Origin of the sequence: Streptomyces sp. NPDC098781 (genome assembly GCF_044759995.1) — a bacterium.
GTDB lineage: Bacteria > Actinomycetota > Actinomycetes > Streptomycetales > Streptomycetaceae > Streptomyces.
This window is the reverse complement of record NZ_JBIWAK010000001.1, coordinates 445,287-464,828: the sequence shown is the minus strand read 5'-3', so window position 1 is coordinate 464,828 and position 19,542 is coordinate 445,287. Positions and strand designations below refer to the sequence as shown.

Sequence of the window (19,542 nt, the reverse complement as noted above, 5' to 3'; positions counted from 1 at the left end):
CTGCCGAAGTCTGCGCCGGATGGCCGCGGCCCAGTACGAGGATTAGCGTGCTGGAGGGGGTGTCCTTCGTGGGAGGAGCGCCATGAAGCTCGACAGGCCGGTGACCGGCGGGCCCTGCTGGACCGAGCTCGGGACCAGTGATCTGGCCGGGGCCAGGGCGTTCTACGAGGGCTTGTTCGGCTGGCGCGCGGAGACCGATCCGCGTCAGGAGGCGGGCGGCTACACCGTGGCGCACCTCGGGGACGCGGCGGTGGCCGCGCTGACCCCGCTGTACCAGGAGGGGCAGCCGGTGGCGTGGAACGTGTCGTTCGCGGTGGCGGACGCGGACGCCGCCGCCGAGCAGGTCGCACAGGCCGGCGGCACGGTGCTGGCCGGCCCCATGGATGTGTTCGACGTGGGCCGCTTCGCCGTCGCGGTGGATCCCACGGGGGCCGTGTTCCAGCTGTGGCAGGCGCGGTCGTTCCCCGGCGCGGGCCTGCTCAACGCGCCCGGCGCGCTGGGCTGGGTGGAACTGCTGACCAGGGCGCCCGAGCGGGCGGTGGAGTTCTACACGACGCTGTTCGGCTGGACCGTCAACGCTTCGGAGCACTACACGCAGTGGGGCATCGAAGGCGCCGACTTCGGCGGCATGCTGACGATGGACGACAAGTTCCCGCACGAGGTGCCCGCGCACTGGCTGCCGTACTTCGCCGCGGTGGACGTGGACGTCACGGCGGCGGACGCGACCGCGGCGGGCGGCACGGTCCTCATGGAGCCGACGTCGGTCCCCGACGGTCCGCGCATCGCCGTGCTGCGGGACCCGCAGGGTGCGGTGTTCGGTGTGTACCGCGCGGCCGACGAGCGCTGACGCCCCGCTCGCGGTCCGGCTCAGGCGCGCAGTGCCCCCAGCCGCCCCTCCAGGCGGCCCAGCAACTCACCCAGCAGGGTGGCGAGTTCACCGCGCCCCTCGGAGTCGAGTTCGGACAGTACGGCCGTCTCGTACGCGAGTTGCTCCGGCAGGATGCCGTCGACGAGGTCCCGCCCCGCGTCGGTGAGGCGCAGGTGGGCGACGCGGCGGTCTCGGGTGTCGCCTCGGCGCTCGACCAGGCCGCGCTCGGTCAGCTGCTTGAGGCGCTTGGTGACGGCGGCGCCCGAGGAGAAGGTCTCGCGGGCGAGTTCGCTGGGGGTCAGTTCGTGGCCGGTGCGGCGCAGCGCGCCGAGCAGGTCGAACTCGGGGCGGCTGAGACCCGCGCGGCGCAGCGGGGCGTCCTCGGCCTGCTGGAGGAGGGCGGCGCAGCGGTTGATCCGGCCGATGATCTCCATGGGGGCGGTGTCGAGGTCGGGGTGCACGGTCCGCCACTGCCGGACCACCGCGGCCACCGTGTCGTCTCTCGTCCCGGTCGGCCCGCCACTGGTCCCCGTCATGGCCGTACGCCCTCCGTCGTGGTGCCTGTGCGCTGGTCCGGGTGCGGTTCCCGGCTCCGTCCCGTAGCCGCGAGCGTACGGGGTCCGGTCCGCCCGCCACGCGCGACCCGCGACCGGTGCGGAACGGCCACCGCCGCCACGAGCCCGACCAGCGCGCCGACGAGGGTGTCCACGACCCGCTCGGTGATCAGCAGTCCGGGTTCCTGGAACCCGGCGAACTCGGTGATCAACAGGGCCATCGGGGTCACACAGACGCTGCCGAGCCAGTAGTTGCGCCCGATCAGCGCCTCGGCGCCGAAGCTGAGGGCGAGACAGCACAGCACCAGGGCGGCGGCACCGGTGTGGGCGAGCGGCACCAGTGCGGCGAACAGGAGGACGCCGAGCAGGTTGCCGACGACGCGCTGGACACCGCGCCCCCAGGTGAGGGTGAGGTTGGCCTGGTACAGGGAGGCGGCGGTGACCAGGGCCCAGTAGGGGCGGCCGACCCCCAGGGCGAGGGAGGCGTAGCCGGCGAGGGCGCAGCCGAGCGCGGTGCGCACGGCGAGCGGGGCCAGGGGGCGGAGGCGGTGCCGCCACGACTCAGGGTGCGCGGTGCGTTCGGTGTCGATGCCGGGGAGGTCGTCGACGTCGGGTACGGGCCGGTTGCCGCGTACCTGGCGGGCCCAGGCGCGCAGCAGTGCCGGGTCGGCGTCGGCCGGGGCGGCGAGGGCGACCTCGGCCTGCACGACGAGGCGTTCGAGGGCGCGGCGGGCCTCGGAGGGGCTGCCCGCCGAGCGCAGGGCCTGCCGGGCGGCCCGTACGGCGGTGTGGGCCTGGGCGGCGTCCCGGTCCGCGGTCTCGGCGTGCGCGGCGGCCGCGTCCAGGGCTGCGGCGGTCGCCCGGCGCTCCGGGCCGTGCGGTCGCAGCAGGCCGGGTGCCATGCCGACCAGCCAGGCCCAGGCGCCGGCCGCTGCGGCCAGGGCGAGGTGGCCGGGGATCTGACCGAGGGACTGCGGGGCGAACAGGGCGGCGGAGCTGATGAAGGTGAGGACCACATTGCCGGGCGGGCCGATCCGGGTGGCGTCGCACAGCACCTTCTGGACGGCGGCCAGTACCGCGCCGACGGTGACCAGTACGACGGCATCGCGGGTGAGCGAGGCCGCGACCAGGGCGGCGCCGAGGCCGGCGAGCATGCCGAGCACCACCCACGCCAGCACGCGGGCCCGGGTGGCGTAGGGCCGATTGTGGGCGTAGAGGGCGCACAGGGATCCGGCCATGGTGTACATCGCCAGGTCCAGCCGGCCGAGCGCCAGCAGGGTGAGGTTGGGCGGTGCCACGGCGGCGACCACGCTGAGGGCGGGCTTGAACCAGATGTCGGAGGGGCGGCCGAGGCGCAGCACTCCGAGGAGCGGAAGACGACTGCTCATACCCATCACCTTAACAAGTGTTTTACTCGTGAAGCACATCGGCCTGGTGCTCACCTCGGACGGCGGTCCGGAACCGGTGGCCCCGTCCATGCCCTGACCTGCCGTGCTCCGTCGAGTGCTCCCCGCGTACACCCTTGCGCTCGCTTGCGCGCCGCACGGCCGGGGCATCGACGCACTGTCCGCGACCGTCGAGCGGGGAGGTGCGCGTGCACGGACCGGCTTCGCCCGGCTGGCTGCTGGTCGCGGTGTGTGCGGCGACCGGTGCCTACTGTCTGCTGCGGATGCGCAGCCACGTCGAGGAGCAGCGCCGTACCGCGGGCGGTGAGGCGCTGATGGGCTTCGGCATGGCGGCGATGGCGGTGCCCGCCGCGGTGTTCACGCCGCCGTCGTGGGCCTGGCCCGGCTATGTGGCGGTGTTCGGCGCGGCCGCCCTGCACGCGCTGTGGTCGGCCCGGACGGGGACCCGCCATCTGCATCACCTGGTGGGCGCCTCGGCCATGGTCTACATGTCGCTCGCGATGGCCGCCTCGCCCGGCCACCAGGGCGGGCACGGCGGCTCCGGCATCCCGCTCGTGACGGGCGCGCTGCTCGCCTACTTCACGGGGTACGTGCTGCTGTCCGGCGTCCGGCTGGTGCCCGTCGCCGCCGCGGGCGCCGGCACCGCGTGGGGGGACCGACCGGAACTGTCGCGGGCCTGCCGGCTGTCCATGGGGATCGCCATGGTGGCCATGCTGCTGACGCTCTGAAGAGGCCTGCCCCGTCCGGGAGTAGAGCCCGGGCGGGCTTTCGAGTGTGCGACAGCGGGGTACCCGGATGGCCTCCGGGTGGTCGCGCCGCTTGGGCGACGCACCGCCTCTCGAGTGGCGGGCGTCGCAAATCCAACCCCCGCGTTGGCCTCCCGCCCCATCGGTCGGCGAGGATCGCAGTATGCACACCCAGTCCGTCGAGTCCCCGCCCCGCCCACCGGCCGAGCGCAGAGTCTCCCGCTGGGCCGGTGCCCTCACGCTGTGCTCCGCGCTGCTGGTCGCCCTGGTCGCGGTCCGCTGGTACCCGCTGATGAGCCTCGACGACTCCATCGCGGACACCACGCACCGCTGGGCGGTCACCGAGGACGGCATCACGGAGGCGTTCCGCATCCTGACGGACTGGGTCTGGGATCCGTGGACCCTGCGCATCCTGACCCTGGCGGTCGCGATCTGGCTGGTGTGGCGCAGATCCGCGCGCTGGACCGCGGTATGGCTGGTGGCCACCTGCGCGCTCGCCACGGCGGTCCAGCAGTGTCTGAAGGCCCTGGTCGACCGCCCCCGCCCCGCCTGGTCCGACCCCGTCGACACCGCCCACTACGCCGCCTACCCCTCCGGCCACGCGATGACAGCCGTGGTCGTCAGCGGCCTGCTGCTGTGGCTCCTGCACCGCTACGGCGCCGAACGCACCCTGTGGCGTACGGCCGTGGCGGTGGCCGTGCTCTCCGTGGCCGGCGTCGGCCTGACCCGGGTGTGGCTGGGCGTCCACTGGGCCACGGATGTCGTCGGCGGCTGGCTGCTGGGCGCGCTCGTCGTGGTGCTGGCGGTGGGGGCGCACACGCGGTGGCGGGGGTGAACCCGCCCGGGCGCCGCTACGGCCGAGAGGTTTCGGTCGCCGTACCGGTCGACGGCGCGGGCCGCCGTCGGCCACCCGCGTGAGCGCGGATTTCGTGTGTGTGTTCTGTAGCGGCGATCTTCCCGCGCGGCGGAACGTGGCCCCGTAGGATCCCTTCATGACCGCAGTTCTGTTCGATTTCTCCGGAACCCTCTTCCGTGTCGAGTCCACCGAGTCCTGGCTGCGCGGAGCGCTCACCGAGGCCCAAGTGGAGCTCGCCGAGGCCGAGTTGATCGAGGCCGCGCAGGCGCTGGAGGCGATGGGCGCACTGCCGGGCGGCGTCGACCCCTCGTGGCTGCCGGAGAGTGTCGCGAGTGTCTGGGGAGTGCGCGACAAGAGCACGGAGCTGCACCGGGCGGCGTACACCGGCCTCTCGCGGCATGTGCAGCTGCCCGACGAGCGGTTGCACGACATGCTCTACGACCGCCACATGGCGCCGACGGCGTGGACGCCGTACCCGGACGCCCCTGAAGTGCTGCGGACCCTGCGCGAGCGGGGCGTCGGCATCGGGGTCGTCAGCAACATCGGCTGGGATCTGCGTCCGGTGTTCAGGGAGCACGGTCTCGACCCGTACGTGGACATCTACGTCCTGTCGTACGAGCACGGCATCCAGAAGCCCGACCCCCGGCTGTTCGCGGCCGCCTGCGAGGCGCTCGACGCGGATCCGCGGGACGTGGTCATGGTCGGCGACAACCGGCGCGCGGACGGCGGTGCGGCGGCCCTGGGCTGTGCGGTGCACTTCGTGGACCATCTGCCGGCGGCGGAGCGGCCGGACGCGCTGCGGCCGGTGCTGGATCTGGTGGGCGCGGGACTTTCGGCCGACGGCCACGACGCGCGAGCCGCGAAGAAGTAGCCTCCGGCCACCATCCGGGGCGGTCGAGCCCGCCCCGGACGATCCCCCGCGTCGCCCGGGACAGGCGGCAACCTCGGCCAGGCCGTATCGAGGCCGGGCCGCACGCCCTGAGTATAGTTGGCTGGTAGCCAGTCAACGCAGGAGTTACAGCATGTCCCCGCGCAGCGCCTCGGTCAATGAAGAGCTGCGGCGGCGCTCCCGAGAGCGGCTTTTGCAGGCCGCGGTGGAACTGGTCGGCGAGCGCGGCTACGACGCCACCACGCTCGGCGACATCGCGGACCGGGCGGGTTCGGCGCGCGGACTGGTGTCGTACTACTTCCCCGGCAAGCGCCAGCTGGTGCAGTCGGCCGTGCACCGGCTGATGCACGGCACGCTGGAGGAGGCGCTGGAGCGCGAGCCGCGCACCGAGGACGGCCGGGAGCGGATGGCCAGGGCGATCGACGCCATCCTGGGCCTGGCCCGGGACCGGCCCGTACTGATGCGCCAGCACATGGCGGGGATCCTCCAGGCCGAGGGGTTCGTGCAGTGCCCGGAGCAGCGGCGGCTGGCCGAGCTGCTCCGCGACACCTGCGCGCGGCACGGCTCACCGGACGTCGACGCCGACTATCCGATGCTGCGCGCCCTGCTCATGGGCGCGGTCTACGCGGCGCTGGTGCCCGGGGCGCCGATGCCGGTGCCGGTGCTGCGGGAGGAGCTGTTCAAGCGGTACCGGCTGGACCGGGAGATGGGGATCCCGTCGGACGCGGGAACCCCGCCCGACGGGACGTGCGACACGGATCTGTCACGGTTCTTCGCGACCGGGTCCCCACCCGGCCGCCCGGACGATCAGTCGAAGTAGTCCGGCTGTGTCTGGACGTTGAGTTCGCGCAGCTGAACCCAGCGCGCCGGCGCCGTGCGCCGGTCGTTCAGCTTCAGGACGTCGAAGCCTCGCGCGAGCTCGTTCGAGTAGATGTAGCCGTTGTAGTAGTACGCCGACCACGAGCCGCCCGACCTGAGCGTGTCCGTGGCCAGCGGACCACGGTCGAAGTAGGCGATCTCCTTGGGGCGTTCGGAGTCGGTGAAGTCCCAGACGGAGATACCGCCCTGGTACCAGCCCTGGACCATGATGTCCCGGCCCTTGACCGGGATCAGCGAGCCGTTGTGGGCGACGCAGTTCTCGGTGTCCGCCTGGTGGCGGGGGATCTTGAAGTAGCTGCGGAAGACCAGCTTGCGCTTGTCGCCCTTGCCGACGATGTCGTAGATGCCGTCGGCACCGCGGTTCGGGCCGATCTCGGCGTTGCAGGTGGCCGCGCCGCCGCCGCCCAGCTCGTCGGTGAAGACGACCTTGTTCGCCTTCTGGTTGAAGGTCGCCGAGTGCCAGAACGCGAAGTTCACGTTGTCCTGGACCTGGTCGATGACCTTCGGACGCTCCGGGTCCTTGATGGACAGCAGGATGCCGTCGCCCATGCAGGCACCCGCGGCCAGGTCCTTCGAGGGCAGCACCGTGATGTCGTGGCAGCCCGTGGTCTTGCTGACGCCGGGCGCGCCCGGGTTGCCGCCGCCGTCCGGGCCCTCACCGGGGAAGAGCACCGGGAAGTCCACCACCGCCGCCTTCTGGGGGGCGTGGCGCGGCACCTTGATCACGGAGATGCCGTCGTGCGGGGGCCGACAGTCCGGGTAGGTGGCGTTCGGTGAGTAGGAGGAGACGTAGACGTACACGTTCCGGCGCTCGGGCACCAGCGTGTGGGTGTGCGAGCCGCAGGCGGTCTCGACCGCGGCGACGTACTTCGGGTTCCGCTTGTCGCTGATGTCGAAGACCTTCATGCCCTCCCAGGAGGACTTCTCGGTCGCGGGCTGGGTGGTGCTGTTGCAACTGCTGTCGCTGCGCGAGGAGTCGGTGGACAGGAACAGCAGGTCACCGGAGACGGAGATGTCGTTCTGCGAGCCGGGGCACAGCACCTGCGCGATCGTCTTCGGAGCGGCCGGGTTGCTGATGTCGAAGACCCGGAAGCCGTCGTAGTTGCCCGCGAAGGCGTATCTGCCCTGGAAGGCCAGGTCCGAGTTGGTGCCCTGGAGCGCGTCCTTGGGAACGAAGGCCAGGTGCTCGATGTTGTCGGAGTGGACGATCTCGTCCTGGCCGGGTATCTCGCCGTCGGTCAGAGCCTTGCGGACCTCGGCCCGGGTGCTCTCGGAGACCTCCTGCTCCGCGACGGGTCCGTCCCCGGGGTCGGGGGTCGCGGCAGCCGGCTGCGCGGTGAGCAGCGCGGCCAGGAGTCCTACGGCGGCAGTCGCAACTCCCAGACGTCTGCGCCGTGTTCGGGGATTGCTGAACAGGATCACTGTTTTCTCCCTTGTTCCATTCGCACTGGAACGGTTCATGCACCTCCGAGTATCTTCCTAGTCATGCGCATATCAAGAGCGTGCCATCAACATGTAACGAAGACGCGTGACCGTGGGGCTCGCATCGTTACCGCTGCGCTGGCCACTCTGGCCGTGCTCGCGCTCGGCGGCTGCGAGTCCGACACCGGCGCCAAGTCGCCCGCACGGAGCGGGCCTTCGGTGATCGTGCCCGGCAAGCCCGGCGAGTCCAACCGGGTGCTGTCCGCCGAGGAGGCCGCGCGAGAGCGCGCCGAGGACGACTCCCCCAATTCCGCGGATGTCGACTACGCGCGCATGATGATCGAGCACCACGCCCAGGCGCTGGAGCTGACCGAACTCGCCCCGGACCGCGCCGAGTCGGTGAAGGTGAGGAAGCTCGCCGAGCGGATCGCCGCCGCACAGGGGCCGGAGATCGCCGCCATGAAGGGCTGGCTCAAGTCCCACGGCAAGGCCGAGAAGAGCGAGGGGCATGTGCACGGGTCGATGCCCGGCATGGCGACGCAGGCCGAGCTGGAGAAGTTGCGTGCCGCCCGCGGGAAGGCCTTCGACCAGCTGTTCCTCACGCTGATGACGACCCATCACAACGGGGCGATCACCATGGCCACCGAAGTGAAGGGCGAGGGCAACAACATCCGGATCGAGGAGATGGCCGACGAGGTCGTCGCCCAGCAGGCGAGCGAGATCGCGCGGATGCGGGACCTGCTCTGACGGCCGGGTGAAACACCGCGAGGGGGGTCAGCGGCGGGCTCGGCGAGGGGTCAGGAAGCCCGCGTCGCGCGCCTGACCGATGAGCCGGAGCGACCGGCGCCGCCCGTGGCCCGTCGCCGTCATCACCGCCAGCACGGGGTCGAGGCCCGCCTCCTGGGCGGCGCGGTACTTCTGCGCGATCAGCCAGTACCCCTCGACGCCCCGCGGCCAGAGGGGCCGCACCCCGCCCTCCCCGGCCGTACCGCCGTCGTCGCCGGCCTCGCCGTCCGCTCCGTTCCCGATCCCGCAGGCCCGGGAGAGCGGATCCTCGATCCAGTCGGCGAGCGCCGCGAGGTCGTCGAGGGACAGCGCGGGCTCGGCCCGTACGCCCTCGATGGAGACACACCCCCGGGCGACGACGGCGAGCGCCTCGACTCGGGCGCCGTCACCGAACTCCAGCCGGACGTCGAACCACGCCGTCGCCCCGCCACCGTCCCGCACCTGCCACGCGGGCCACACCGACACGGCACCGTCGGTCGCGGAGCGATCGGAAAGATTAAGAAAGGATGCTTCCAGCACACACGCAACGTAACCGCATGATCACATTCCATACGAACCGAACACGCACCCCGCGCGGCGCACAGCACCCTGTCAGCGGAGCGGCGGTGGTGCGATGCTGGAGTCGAGAGCGACTCCTGACGATCTCCGGACAAGGAGTTCCGCCGTGCTGCATGTCGCCGTCGTCGGCTCCGGGCCCAGCGGGTGCTACACCGCCCAGAGTCTCGTACAGCAGGACCCCGACGTGAAGGTCGACGTCCTGGACCGGTTGCCGTGCCCGTACGGACTGGTGCGGTACGGCGTCGCCCCCGACCACGAGAAGATCAAGTCCCTCCAGAACAATCTGCGCACGGTCCTGGAGCACGAGCGGGTGCGGTTCCTCGGCGGCGTCCAGATCGGCCCCGACGGGGTTCCGGCCGCCCGGCTGCGCGAGATGTACCACGCGGTGGTGTACTGCGTGGGCGCCGCCACCGACCGGCACCTGGGGATTCCCGGCGAGGACCTGCCGGGCAGCTGGTCGGCGACCGAGTTCGTGTCCTGGTACAGCGCCCATCCGGACGCCGTCGACGACGGGTTCGTGGCCGGCGCGCGCTCGGCGGTGGTGATCGGGGTCGGGAACGTCGCCGTGGACGTCGCGCGGATGCTGGCCCGGGGCACGGCCGAACTGAGCCCCACTGACATGCCCCAGGCGGCGCTCACCGCGCTCGCCGCGAGCCGCGTCGCGGAGGTGACGATGGTGGGCCGGCGCGGTCCCTCGCAGGCCCGCTTCACCACCAAGGAGCTACGGGAGCTGGGCACGCTGCCGGACACCGAAGTGACGGTGGATCCGGCGGAGTTGGCGATGGACCCGGCCTACGCCGACCCCTCCGCCCTGCCCGCGCCGCAGCGCCGGAACGTGGAGGTGCTGCGCGGCTGGGCGCAGTCCACGGGGCCGCGCGCCCGGCACCGTATCGGGCTGCGCTTCTTCCTGCGCCCCGTCGAACTCCTCGCCGACGCCGGGCGCGTGGGCGCGGTGCGCTTCGAACGGACGGCGCCCGACGGGCGGGGCGGGGTGACGGGCACCGGTCGGTACGAGGACCTGGAGGCCCAGTTGGTGCTGCGTTCGGTGGGCTATCGCGGAGTACCGCTGGAGGGGCTGCCGTTCGACCCGGCGGCGGGCACGGTGCCGCATCTCGCGGGCCGGGTGCTGCGCGAGGGCCTGGTGGCGCCGGGCGAGTACGTGGCGGGCTGGATCAAGCGGGGTCCGACCGGTGTCATCGGCACCAACCGGCCGTGCGCGAAGGAGACCGTGACCTCGCTGTTGGAGGACTCCGACGCGCTCGCCCGGAAGGACGTGCCCGAGGAGCCGCTCACGGCTCTGCGCGCCGAGGGCGCCGAACCCGTGGAGTGGGCGGGCTGGCAGGCGATCGAACGGGCCGAGGCGGCGCTCGGGGCCTCGCTCGGCCGCGGGATCGTGAAGCTCCCCGACTGGCAGTCGCTCATGGCCGCCGCTCACGACAACGCACCTTAGGCGCAGGGGAGTTCAGCGTCGGGCGACGCCGATTCAGGCGCCGCCCAGACGTCCGGCCTGCCGCGCGGCGGCATCGAGGAGGGCGTCGAGAAGTCCCGGGAAGAGCCCGTCCAGATCGTCCTTGCGCAGGCCGTTCATCTTGGCCGTACCCCGGTAGACCTGCTGGATCACACCGCTCTCCCGCAGCACCCGGAAGTGGTGCGTGGTGGTGGACTTGGTGACGGGCAGGTCGAAGTACGAACAGGAGAGCTCGTCGTCGACCGCGGCCAGATCCCGCACGATCTGGAGCCGCAGCGGGTCGGACAGCGCGTGCAGGACGCCCTCCAGACGGATCTCCTCCAGGGTCGGGTGCGGGAGGTCTCTGCTGCTGACAGCGGGGCTGGTCACGGCGGCTCCACTTCGTCGGGGTCCCCCGCTCGGGGTCACCCGTGATCGGATTCCCTCATTGTACGAGACCTCTCGTAGTTTGACACTTCCCGTACTACGATGCCTATCGTACGAGTCGACCACCGGTCCCGTGACGAATGGAGTCCGCCGTGAGCGCGCTCTTCGAGCCCTGCACCCTGCGCGATGTGACGATCCCGAACCGGGTGTGGATGCCCCCGATGTGCCAGTACTCGGCCGCCCCCGACGGCCCCGCGGCGGGCGTCCCCGACGACTGGCACTTCGCGCACTACGCCGCCCGCGCGGCCGGCGGCACGGGGCTGATCGTCGTCGAGGCCACGGGAGTCAGCCCCGAGGGCCGGATCTCGCCGTACGACCTGGGCATCTGGAACGACACGCAGGTCGAGGCGTTCCGCCGGATCACGCGTTTCCTCCAGTCGCAGGGCACGGTCCCGGGCATCCAGCTGGCCCACGCCGGCCGCAAGGCGTCGACCGACCGGCCCTGGACCGGCGGTGCGCCGGTGGGGCCGGACGCGCACGGATGGCAGCCGGTGGCGCCGAGCCCGATCGCGTTCGCCGACGGGCACCCGGTGCCGACCGAGCTGACGGTCGCCGGGATCCAGGAGATCGTGGGGCAGTTCGCGGACGCCGCGCGCCGCGCCCTCGCCGCCGGGTTCGAGGTCGCCGAGATCCATGGCGCCCACGGCTACCTGATCAACGAGTTCCTCTCGCCGTACTCCAACCACCGCACCGACGAGTACGGCGGCTCGTACGAGAACCGCACCCGCTTCGCCCTCCAGGTCGTGGACGCCGTACGGGAGGTCTGGCCGCAGGGCAAGCCGCTGTTCTTCCGTATCTCGGCGACGGACTGGCTGGAGGAGGGCGGCTGGAGCGCCGACGACACCGTCCGTTTCGCCGCCGACCTCAAGGCCCATGGCATCGACCTGCTGGACGTCTCCACCGGCGGCAACGCCTCCGGTGCCCGCATCCCGGTCGGTCCCGGCTACCAGGTGCCGTTCGCCGCGCGGGTGAAGGCCGAGACCTCGCTGGCCGTCGCCGCGGTGGGCCTGATCACCGAGGCCGAACAGGCCGAGAAGATCATCGCGAACGGCGAGGCGGACGCCGTGCTGCTCGGCCGTGAACTCCTGCGCAACCCGTCCTGGGCGCGGCACGCGGCACGGGAGCTGGGTGCGGACGTGCATGTGCCGCACCAGTACCACCGGTCGGTCTGACCACCCGGCCGGGCGGGCCGTCACCCGCCTCCGCGTCACCCGGCGGTGGCCGGCAGCCGCCCGGCCACCAGCCGCTCCAGCTGCGGCAGGAAGCGCTGGCCGGCCACCGCGAGCGCGATCGACGCCGCCACGCCCGTCCATGCGAGGGGGCCGAGCGGGGTGCAGCCGAAGACGTTGCTGACGCCGGGTGTCTGGACGAGGATCGCGAGGACCGCCGCGGAGCCGAGGGCCGTGGCGCGGACCAAGGGGCTGCCCTGGCGGTCGGCCAGGGTCTGGGCGAGTTGTGTGCCCACCACCGCACACAGCGCCATCGTGGTGGAGCGGCGGGCGGTGCCCGGGGTGAAGCGGCCGAACAACCAGGCCGACGTGGCACCCAGGGTGGTGGTCAGGGCGCGGTGCCGGATCTTGCGGATCAGGGGCGCGCCGAGGGGTTCGGTGGCCCGGACGTCGGCGTCCGGCGACTCGGCCGCGTCCGCCTCGGACTCCTCCGCGGGCTTGGGCGTCACCGCCACCGCCATCGCCGGGAACAGGTCCGTGAACAGGTTCACCAGCAGCATCTGACGGGTGGACAGCGGCGAGGCGCCCGACAGCAGTGTGCCGAGGAGACCGAAGCCCACCTCGCCCGCGTTGCCGCCGATCAGGATGGCGATGGCGTCGGCGACGCTGTGCCACAGGGCCCGGCCCTCGGCGACCGCGTCGATGAGGACCGTCAGATCGCCGTCGGTGAGCACCAGGTCGGCCGCGTTGCGGGCGGCGGCCGAACCGCGGGCGCTGATGCCGACGCCGATGTCCGCGGCGCGGATCGCCGCGGCGTCGTTGGCTCCGTCGCCGACCATGGCCACGACCCTTCCGGCGTCCCGCAGCGCCTCGACGACCTGGAGCTTCTGCTCGGGCGCGACCCGGGCCACGACGCCCACGTCGCGCAGGATCCGCACGCGCTCCTCCCGGTCCGCGGACGCCAGTTCGTCACCCGTGATCACACCGGTGTCCTCGGGCCAGCCCAGCTCCGCGGCGATGGCCCGCGCGGTCTGCGGATGGTCGCCGGTCAGCATGACGGGGCGTACGCCTTCCTCGCGCAGGCCCTCGACCAGCGCCGTGGAGGTGTCGCGGGCCACGTCGGCGAGGGCCAGCAGTCCGGTGAACTCCAGTTCCTCCAGGGGCTGTTCCAGGACGTCCGCGGCCTTGTCGGACGGATCGAGTCGGCGCCGGGCGACGGCCAGGACCCGCAGTCCGTCGCCGGCCAGCTCGTGTGCCTGGTCCGATGCCGACGAGGACAGGCCGGCGCAGGCGGGCAGCACCGTCTCGGGGGCGCCCTTGACCACCAGTACCGGTGAGCCGTCCTCGGCCCGGCCGACGGCGGCGGCGTAGCCCCGGCCCGCCTCGAAGGGCAGGCCCTCGGTCTGGGTCCACTCGGGGTCGGGGGCGGCCGCGTCCAGGACGGCCTCGTCGGTGGCGTGCACGGGCCGGTCGGTGCCGCCGTTGAGCTGGGGGCAGGCGCGTGCCGCGACGCGCAGCGTGCCGTCGGCCTCCGAGGCGTCCGCCGGATGGACCGCGCCGTCGGCGTCGGTGACCCGCACCAGGCGCAGCCGGTTCTCGGTGAGCGTGCCGGTCTTGTCGAAGCAGATGGTGTCCATGCGGCCGAGCGCCTCAAGGGTGCGCGGGGCCCGGACGAGCACACCGCGCCGGCTCAGCCGCCGGGCAGCGGCCAGCTGGGCCACGGTCGCGACCAGCGGCAGTCCTTCGGGGACCGCGGCCACGGCCACCGCGACCCCGCCGCTCACCGCGCGGCGGATCGGTGTGCCGCGCAGCAGCGACAGGGCGGTCACCCCGGCGCCGCCCGCGAGGGTCCACGGCAGGGCCTTGTCGGTGAGTTCCCGCAGCCTGGCCTGCACCCCGGCGGAGGGCGGCTTGCGGGAGGCGAGAGCCACCGCCCGGGCGGCCTCAGTGCGGTCCCCGGTCTCCACCACGACGGCCCGGGCGTGCCCGGCCACCACGGTGGTGCCCTCGAACACCATGCAGTCACGGTCCGGTACCGCCGCGTCCGGTGTCGGATCGGTGTCCTTGGCGGCCGCCAGGGACTCGCCGGTCAGCGCGGACTCGTCCACCTCCAGGCCGTCCGTCCACACCAGGCGGGCGTCGGCGGGCACCACGTCGTCGGCCCGGAGCTCGATCAGGTCACCGGGACCGAGCTTGGCGGCGTCGACCACGCGCGGCTCGGCCGACTCCTCGTCGTCGGTGATGCGCGCCTTCTGTTTCTGCTTGGCCAGCAGCCCGGACAGCGCCCGCTCGGCGCGCATCCGCTGCACGCCGCCGACCAGCGCGTTCAGGTCGAGCGCGCCGACGACCAGCAGGGCGTCCAGGACCGAGCCGAGGATCGCCTCGGCGGCCGAGCCGACGGCCAGCACCGGGGTGAGGGGGTCGTCGAGTTCCCCGCGCATGGCGCGGGCCAGCTGAAGCGGCCCGCTCAGCGGCGCGAACACACGCTGCCGGCCCATCGTCCGGAGCGTCTCCCGTGCGCGGTCGGTGAGTTGCTCACGCACGGTCGGCTCGGGGCCGGTCTCCTCGTCCAGCAGTTCGCGGACCTCGGTGGGCTCCAGTTCGTGCCAGGCCACGCGCGGCCTGGGATGCGGGGCGCGGGCCAGCGCCACGCCGAGGGCCGCACGGGTGCCCGTCAGCAGGGCCCAGGTCGCGCTGGCGTCGACCGGCGTGTGGCGCAGACCGGGCCAGGGCGTGGGGCGGCCCCGCTGCGACTTCCCGATGGCCACCAGCAGCCCGGAGAGCGCGGCACCGGAGCGTGCCAGTACCTGCGAGCGGCGGCCGACCCCGCGCGCGGCCGGGACCGCCCGCAGCAGCCGCCAGACGTCGGCGAGCCCGTGCGGCGCCAGCACGTCCGCGCCCCAGACGACGGCGCCCTCCTGGTCGGTGAGGGCGACGGCCACATCGCCGGCGAGCAGCCCGGCGAGCACGTCCTCGTCGGCCTCCCCCGGACGCGCGATCGTGACGACGACGCCGTCGTCTTCGCGCAGGGCGTTCACCACGTCGCTCAGCGACCGCTCGTCGCGCACGACCTGGTCGGCGAGGGTCGTGAAGTCGGCCAGGGCCGGATCGTCCACCATCACGACCCGCAGCCCCGCCCGGCGGGCCGCGTCCAGCACCACCTCCGCCCACGGGTCCGCGTCCGCGCCCGGGGTGCGCAGCGCGCTCGGATGCAGAACGACCGTGTCGGCCATCTCCAGCTGCCGCAGCCGCTCGGTGTCACGGACCAGGACGCCGGTGCGGGACAGCGCGGAACTCAGTACGGCGTGGAAGGCGGCGGGCCCGTAGCGCGCGGCCTTGGGAGAGCCGGCGAGCACCGCTTCCGCCGCCTCGTTGCCGTCGTGCTTGACCAGCAGCATCGCCGCCGCGCCGACCAGACTGCCGGTCTCGGCGTGCGCGGCGTACTCCTGGGCCGGTGAGGTGCGCAGCGGCGGGCGCGGGAACCGGTCCCCGGCCACGCTGCTTCGCTGCGGCACGCAGACCTCGTCGTGGACCTGGTCGAAGGCGGCCGCGCGCGCCACCGTCTCCGCCAGTTGGAGGCTGCGCAGCGCACCGTCGAGCACCAGCGCGGTCGGGGTCCGGCCGGCGCCGTGCACGGCCGCGTTCGCGATGGCCAGGACCATGTCCATGTTGGAGCGGCCGATCCGCTCGCGCAGCCAGCCGCGGAAGCTCGGGTTCTCCCTCAGCAGCGTCACCAGCGCGGTGACCGCCCGGGGTGTGGTGGGCAGGCGCAGCGCGTATCCGGCGAACGCCGCCGCGATGCCGACCCCGTCGGCGGTGAGCGTGGTGGCGGCGGCCCGTACGCCGGTCGGGTCGGCCGGGTGGGGGACGCCGTCCACCGCATCGTCCGTGCGGGCCAGGCCGTGCCGGGCGGCGATCTCGGACGCCTTCCGTACGACCCGGTCGCCGGCCGACTCCTCCACGGCGGTCACCACGAGCCGCCGCAGACCGCCGTCCCAGTAGGCGAGGGCCACGTCCGGCCGCTGGGCCAGCTCCGCGGCGACCCGGCGTGCCACACGTGCCGTCCCGCCCTCCCGGCGTACGCGTTCCGGCTCCTCGGGCCGCAGTGCGAGGTGCGCCCGGGCGCCCGATCGCCAGGGCCGTGGTCGGCCGGGCAGGGTGTGGCGGGTGACCCGGACGACACGGGCGGCGGAGTCCACGCCCCGCACTCCCGCCCGCGCGGTACCCGCCACCGCGCCCGCGGCCATCCCCACGGCAGGGGCGGCTCCCTTGGCCAGCAGTCGTGGACCGGCCGCGACGATTCCGGCCGCGGCGGCTGTCGGACGGGTGAGCAGTCCCAGAACCATTGCGTGACCTCAGCTGACGTGAGTCCTCGATCGTTCTCGCCTTGCGTGCGGCTCCGGGTTCCCGCAAATCGACGGGTCACCCACCAGCGCGGACGCTGATCGCGCAAGCCGAGCGGCGTGCGGTCGAGCTGATCGCGCAAGCCGAGCGGCGTGCGGTCGAGGCCGTGTCCCTGGTCGCCGTCGGCGGGTACGGCCGGGGCGAGCTGTCCCCGCGCAGCGACCTGGATCTGCGCCGTACACCCCGTCGCGAGGCAGGACCCGGACAGCCCTTGCTTCTCCCCCGCTCCCCCACCGGCGCGGACTGGATTCTTCAGCGGAAAGCGTTGACCAGAAAGCGCTTACCCTCTACGTTCCGTTCAGCAGGCTGACCGAGCCGCCCCACAGCACTCCATCACCGCCAGCCTGCTCGCACATGGAGTTCCAGATCACGCACACCGTTCAGGTACATGATCGTGTCGCTCCTCCCGAAGGGACGCACCCGCATGCGAACTCTCCCCCCACGTGCACGCCCGCAACGAATCGCCCTGGCGACTGCGGCCGCCCTCGCCACCGCGGCCGTCCTCACCCTGCCGGAGCCCGCCGAAGCCGCCGAGACCTCGCCGATCGGGTTCGGGGCGGGCACGACCGGCGGCGGCAGCGCCCCGGCGGTCACCGTCTCCACCCTGGACGCCTTCAGGGCGGCGGTGACCGGCGGTTCGGCCAAGGTCGTCCGGGTCGACGGCCTGATTCCGCTGAGCGGCCAGGTCGACGTCGGTTCCAACACGACAGTGCTGGGCGTGGGTTCGTCGTCCGGGTTCACCGGCGGCGGCCTGCGGCTGAAGAACGTCAGCAACGTCGTCGTACGCAACCTGAACATCAGCAAGCCGGTGGCACCGTCCGACGGCATCACGGTCCAGGCGTCGACGAAGGTGTGGATCGACCACAACTCCTTCTCGGCCGACCGCGATCACGACAAGGACCACTACGACGGCCTGCTGGACATCAACCACGGCTCGGACGGCGTCACCGTGTCCTGGAACACCTTCAAGGACCACTTCAAGGGCTCGCTCGTCGGCCACAGCGACAACAACGCGAGCGAGGACACCGGACACCTGAAGGTGACGTACCACCACAACCACTTCAGCGATGTCCACTCGCGCATCCCCAGCCTGCGCTTCGGCACCGGGCACTTCTACAACAACTACGTGGCCGGCGCGGACACCGCCTGCCACTCGCGCATGGGCGCCCAGTTGCTCGTGGAGAACAACGTCTTCCGCGACACCAAGATCGCCGTCACCACGAACCGCAGCAGCGACGTGGACGGTCACGCCAATCTGCGCGGCAACGACCTCGGCGGAGCCGCGACCGAGATCTCCCAGGCCGGCACCTTCACCACGCCGCCCTACAGCTACACCGCGGAGCCCGCGTCCACCGTCGTCGCCTCGGTGACGTCCGGCGCGGGCGCCGGAAAGATCTGACCACCCCAACCCAACAGAAGGCATCGGGACATGACTTCACCAGCGAAGCCCCGCGCCCGTCGGCGCGCACTGACCGGCGGCCTGGCCGCACTCGGCCTCTCGTCTGTCATGGTCACGACACTCGCACCTCCGGCGAGCGCCGCCACCTGGCCGACACCCACCGGCAGCCAGCCGGTGAGCTCGACCATCCAGGTGTCCGGCGTCCGGGACGGCGGCATGGTCCGCTACTACGGCAGCGGCGACCTGGCCGGCGACGGACAGGAGGAGGGCCAGGACCCGATCTTCGAGCTCGCCGCAGGCGCGACGCTGAAGAACGTCATCATCGGGGCGCCCGGCGCCGACGGCATCCACTGCGAGGGCAACTGCACCCTCCAGAACGTGTGGTGGGAGGACGTCGGTGAGGACGCGGCCACCTTCCGGGGCGGCTCGACCTACACGGTGACCGGCGGTGGCGCGAAGAAGGCCGCCGACAAGGTCTTCCAGCACAACGGGCCCGGCACTTTGAACATCTCCGACTTCGCGGTCAGCGAGTTCAAGACGCTGTACCGCTCGTGCGGCGACTGCTCCACGCAGTACACCCGCAAGGTCAACCTCAGCAACATCGAGGTGACCGGCACCGGCTCCACCGCGCGCCTCGTCGGCATCAACGTCAACCGCAACGACGTGGCGACCCTGCGCGGCATCACGATCCTCAACGACTCCGGCCGCAAGGTCATCCCCTGCCAGAAGTACAACAACAACACGGCGGTCGGTACGGGGCCGGACAGCACGAACTGCCTGTACTCCAGCTCGGACATCACCTATCGGTAGCGCCCGCCCGCCAGTGTTCCCCCCACGGTGAACGCGGCCGTCCGAAGCGTCCCCGCGCGGCGCTTCGGGCGGCCGTCACGTCATTCCCGAAGGCCACGCGCGCGTGCCTCGTCCGCCAACTCCCGCCGGTAGTCCGCGTACGCGGCCCGCAGCGGCTCACCCGGCCAGTCGGCGGGCAGGAGTTCGGGGGGCAGCACCGGATCGGCCAGCAGGTGCCGTACGACGGCCGTGAAGGCGGTGAAGCGGTCGGGCGGGCGGTGGGCGCGGTCGACATGGGCCAGCAGGGCGCGGCCCGTTCCGGCCCAGGTGTCCAACGGCCACAGGGAGGCGGCCAGTTCACGGGCCGGGGCGTCGGGGCGGGCCGTGTAGCCCTGAGCCACCTCACCGAGGTCGTCCGGCAGGGGGCGTTGCAGGTTGGCCGGTCGCAGCCAGACGCCCTCGCGCAGTTCGGCGAGGCGGAGCCGGCTCAGCCCGGTGCGCAGTTCGGCGCGTTCGGCGGGGCCCCGGCCCGTGGCCGTGACCACGACCATCTCCCAGTCGCCGGCCCAGGGCCGGGGCTCGGGGTGGACGGCGTCGTCCTGGCGACGCTGGCGTTCCAGCAGCCGGTCGCTGAGCCGATGGACGGTGTCCGTGCGCCGCAGGTCGCCGGCCGCCACCATCCGGCTGAGCGCGGCCCGCACGGTGGACCCCGCGATCCCGAACGGCTCCACGCCGCGCACCAGCTCCTTCACCGGCAGCTCGGGCGGATGCAGACCCAGCAGCAGGCTCAGGACGACCGAGCGGGCGGACAGCGGGCGCAGCTCCACCTCGTCCGCCCGCAGTGACGCGTTGTTCCGCATGGCCAGGTACCTTACGTGCCGGCTCGACGTATTACAGGATTGCTACACCCGCAGCCGTGGTGC

Annotated in this window: 17 protein-coding genes; 10 read left to right on the top strand and 7 right to left on the bottom strand. The window is 72.7% G+C overall.

All coding sequences use genetic code 11. The annotated features are described in order from the left end of the window. The first annotated feature begins 82 nt into the window (after nt 1-82). Nucleotides 83-847: a VOC family protein gene (locus ACIQWG_RS02065; protein WP_404089232.1), complete on the top strand. Its 765-nt coding sequence runs from the start codon at nt 83-85 to the stop codon at nt 845-847. Nucleotides 848-867: 20 nt separating this feature from the next. Here the strand turns inward: ACIQWG_RS02065 and ACIQWG_RS02060 are convergent, their stop codons facing one another. Both ACIQWG_RS02060 and ACIQWG_RS02055 read right to left on the bottom strand, forming a co-directional pair. Further along, complete coding sequence (locus ACIQWG_RS02060) at nt 868-1,404, bottom strand: MarR family winged helix-turn-helix transcriptional regulator (protein ID WP_404089230.1); 537 nt, start codon at nt 1,402-1,404, stop codon at nt 868-870. Then, a complete protein-coding gene (locus ACIQWG_RS02055) occupies nt 1,401-2,810 on the bottom strand; it encodes an FUSC family protein (protein WP_404089228.1) in 1,410 nt (469 codons plus the stop codon). Before ACIQWG_RS02055 ends, ACIQWG_RS02060 begins: the two co-directional genes overlap by 4 nt. 206 nt (nt 2,811-3,016) lie before the next feature. On the opposite strand from ACIQWG_RS02055, the gene ACIQWG_RS02050 reads away from it, so the two are divergent. The 4 genes from ACIQWG_RS02050 (at nt 3,017) to ACIQWG_RS02035 (ending at nt 6,139) form a co-directional block, all read left to right on the top strand. Further along, the gene (locus ACIQWG_RS02050; protein ID WP_404089226.1) at nt 3,017-3,556 is read left to right on the top strand and encodes a DUF5134 domain-containing protein; all 540 of its coding nucleotides are present in this window, start codon (nt 3,017-3,019) and stop codon (nt 3,554-3,556) included. Between the two features lie 181 nt (nt 3,557-3,737). Beyond that, nucleotides 3,738-4,409 carry a phosphatase PAP2 family protein gene (locus ACIQWG_RS02045; RefSeq protein ID WP_404089224.1) on the top strand — a complete coding sequence of 224 codons (672 nt, stop codon included), beginning with the start codon at nt 3,738-3,740 and terminating at the stop codon, nt 4,407-4,409. Between the two features lie 157 nt (nt 4,410-4,566). Further along, complete coding sequence (locus ACIQWG_RS02040) at nt 4,567-5,301, top strand: HAD family hydrolase (protein ID WP_404089222.1); 735 nt, start codon at nt 4,567-4,569, stop codon at nt 5,299-5,301. A 151-nt stretch (nt 5,302-5,452) separates the two neighbouring features. Further along, on the top strand, nt 5,453-6,139 hold the full coding sequence (locus tag ACIQWG_RS02035; RefSeq protein WP_404089220.1) for a TetR/AcrR family transcriptional regulator: 687 nt from the start codon (nt 5,453-5,455) through the stop codon (nt 6,137-6,139). Here the strand turns inward: ACIQWG_RS02035 and ACIQWG_RS02030 are convergent. Further along, nucleotides 6,127-7,659: an LVIVD repeat-containing protein gene (locus ACIQWG_RS02030; protein WP_404089218.1), complete on the bottom strand. Its 1,533-nt coding sequence runs from the start codon at nt 7,657-7,659 to the stop codon at nt 6,127-6,129. The genes ACIQWG_RS02035 and ACIQWG_RS02030 overlap by 13 nt on opposite strands. A gap of 24 nt (nt 7,660-7,683) precedes the next feature. On the opposite strand from ACIQWG_RS02030, the gene ACIQWG_RS02025 reads away from it, so the two are divergent. After that, a complete protein-coding gene (locus ACIQWG_RS02025) occupies nt 7,684-8,367 on the top strand; it encodes a DUF305 domain-containing protein (protein ID WP_404089217.1) in 684 nt (227 codons plus the stop codon). Nucleotides 8,368-8,394: 27 nt separating this feature from the next. On the opposite strand, the gene ACIQWG_RS02020 is transcribed toward ACIQWG_RS02025, so the two are convergent. Then, complete coding sequence (locus ACIQWG_RS02020; protein WP_404089215.1) at nt 8,395-8,871, bottom strand: DUF6214 family protein; 477 nt, start codon at nt 8,869-8,871, stop codon at nt 8,395-8,397. A gap of 199 nt (nt 8,872-9,070) precedes the next feature. On the opposite strand from ACIQWG_RS02020, the gene ACIQWG_RS02015 reads away from it, so the two are divergent. Then, entirely contained in the window at nt 9,071-10,414 is a 1,344-nt protein-coding gene (locus ACIQWG_RS02015; RefSeq protein ID WP_404089214.1) for an FAD-dependent oxidoreductase, read from the top strand. 33 nt (nt 10,415-10,447) lie between these two features. Here ACIQWG_RS02015 and ACIQWG_RS02010 read toward each other — a convergent pair whose 3' ends face one another. Continuing rightward, a complete protein-coding gene (locus ACIQWG_RS02010) occupies nt 10,448-10,801 on the bottom strand; it encodes an ArsR/SmtB family transcription factor (RefSeq protein WP_404089213.1) in 354 nt (117 codons plus the stop codon). 149 nt (nt 10,802-10,950) lie between these two features. On the opposite strand from ACIQWG_RS02010, the gene ACIQWG_RS02005 reads away from it, so the two are divergent. Beyond that, on the top strand, nt 10,951-12,030 hold the full coding sequence (locus ACIQWG_RS02005; RefSeq protein ID WP_404089212.1) for an NADH:flavin oxidoreductase/NADH oxidase: 1,080 nt from the start codon (nt 10,951-10,953) through the stop codon (nt 12,028-12,030). Between the two features lie 35 nt (nt 12,031-12,065). Here ACIQWG_RS02005 and ACIQWG_RS02000 read toward each other — a convergent pair whose 3' ends face one another. Then, the gene (locus ACIQWG_RS02000) at nt 12,066-16,373 is read right to left on the bottom strand and encodes an HAD-IC family P-type ATPase (protein WP_404089210.1); all 4,308 of its coding nucleotides are present in this window, start codon (nt 16,371-16,373) and stop codon (nt 12,066-12,068) included. 482 nt (nt 16,374-16,855) lie between these two features. Here ACIQWG_RS02000 and ACIQWG_RS01995 point away from each other — a divergent pair, with 482 nt between their 5' ends. Beyond that, a complete protein-coding gene (locus ACIQWG_RS01995) occupies nt 16,856-17,830 on the top strand; it encodes a polysaccharide lyase family 1 protein (protein ID WP_404089208.1) in 975 nt (324 codons plus the stop codon). A gap of 30 nt (nt 17,831-17,860) precedes the next feature. Continuing rightward, the gene (locus ACIQWG_RS01990) at nt 17,861-18,640 is read left to right on the top strand and encodes a pectate lyase (protein WP_404089206.1); all 780 of its coding nucleotides are present in this window, start codon (nt 17,861-17,863) and stop codon (nt 18,638-18,640) included. Between the two features lie 80 nt (nt 18,641-18,720). Here ACIQWG_RS01990 and ACIQWG_RS01985 read toward each other — a convergent pair whose 3' ends face one another. Next, nucleotides 18,721-19,479 (bottom strand): PaaX family transcriptional regulator C-terminal domain-containing protein, encoded by a 759-nt coding sequence (locus ACIQWG_RS01985; protein ID WP_404089204.1) that lies wholly within the window; start codon nt 19,477-19,479, stop codon nt 18,721-18,723. Between the last annotated feature and the right edge of the window lie 63 nt (nt 19,480-19,542).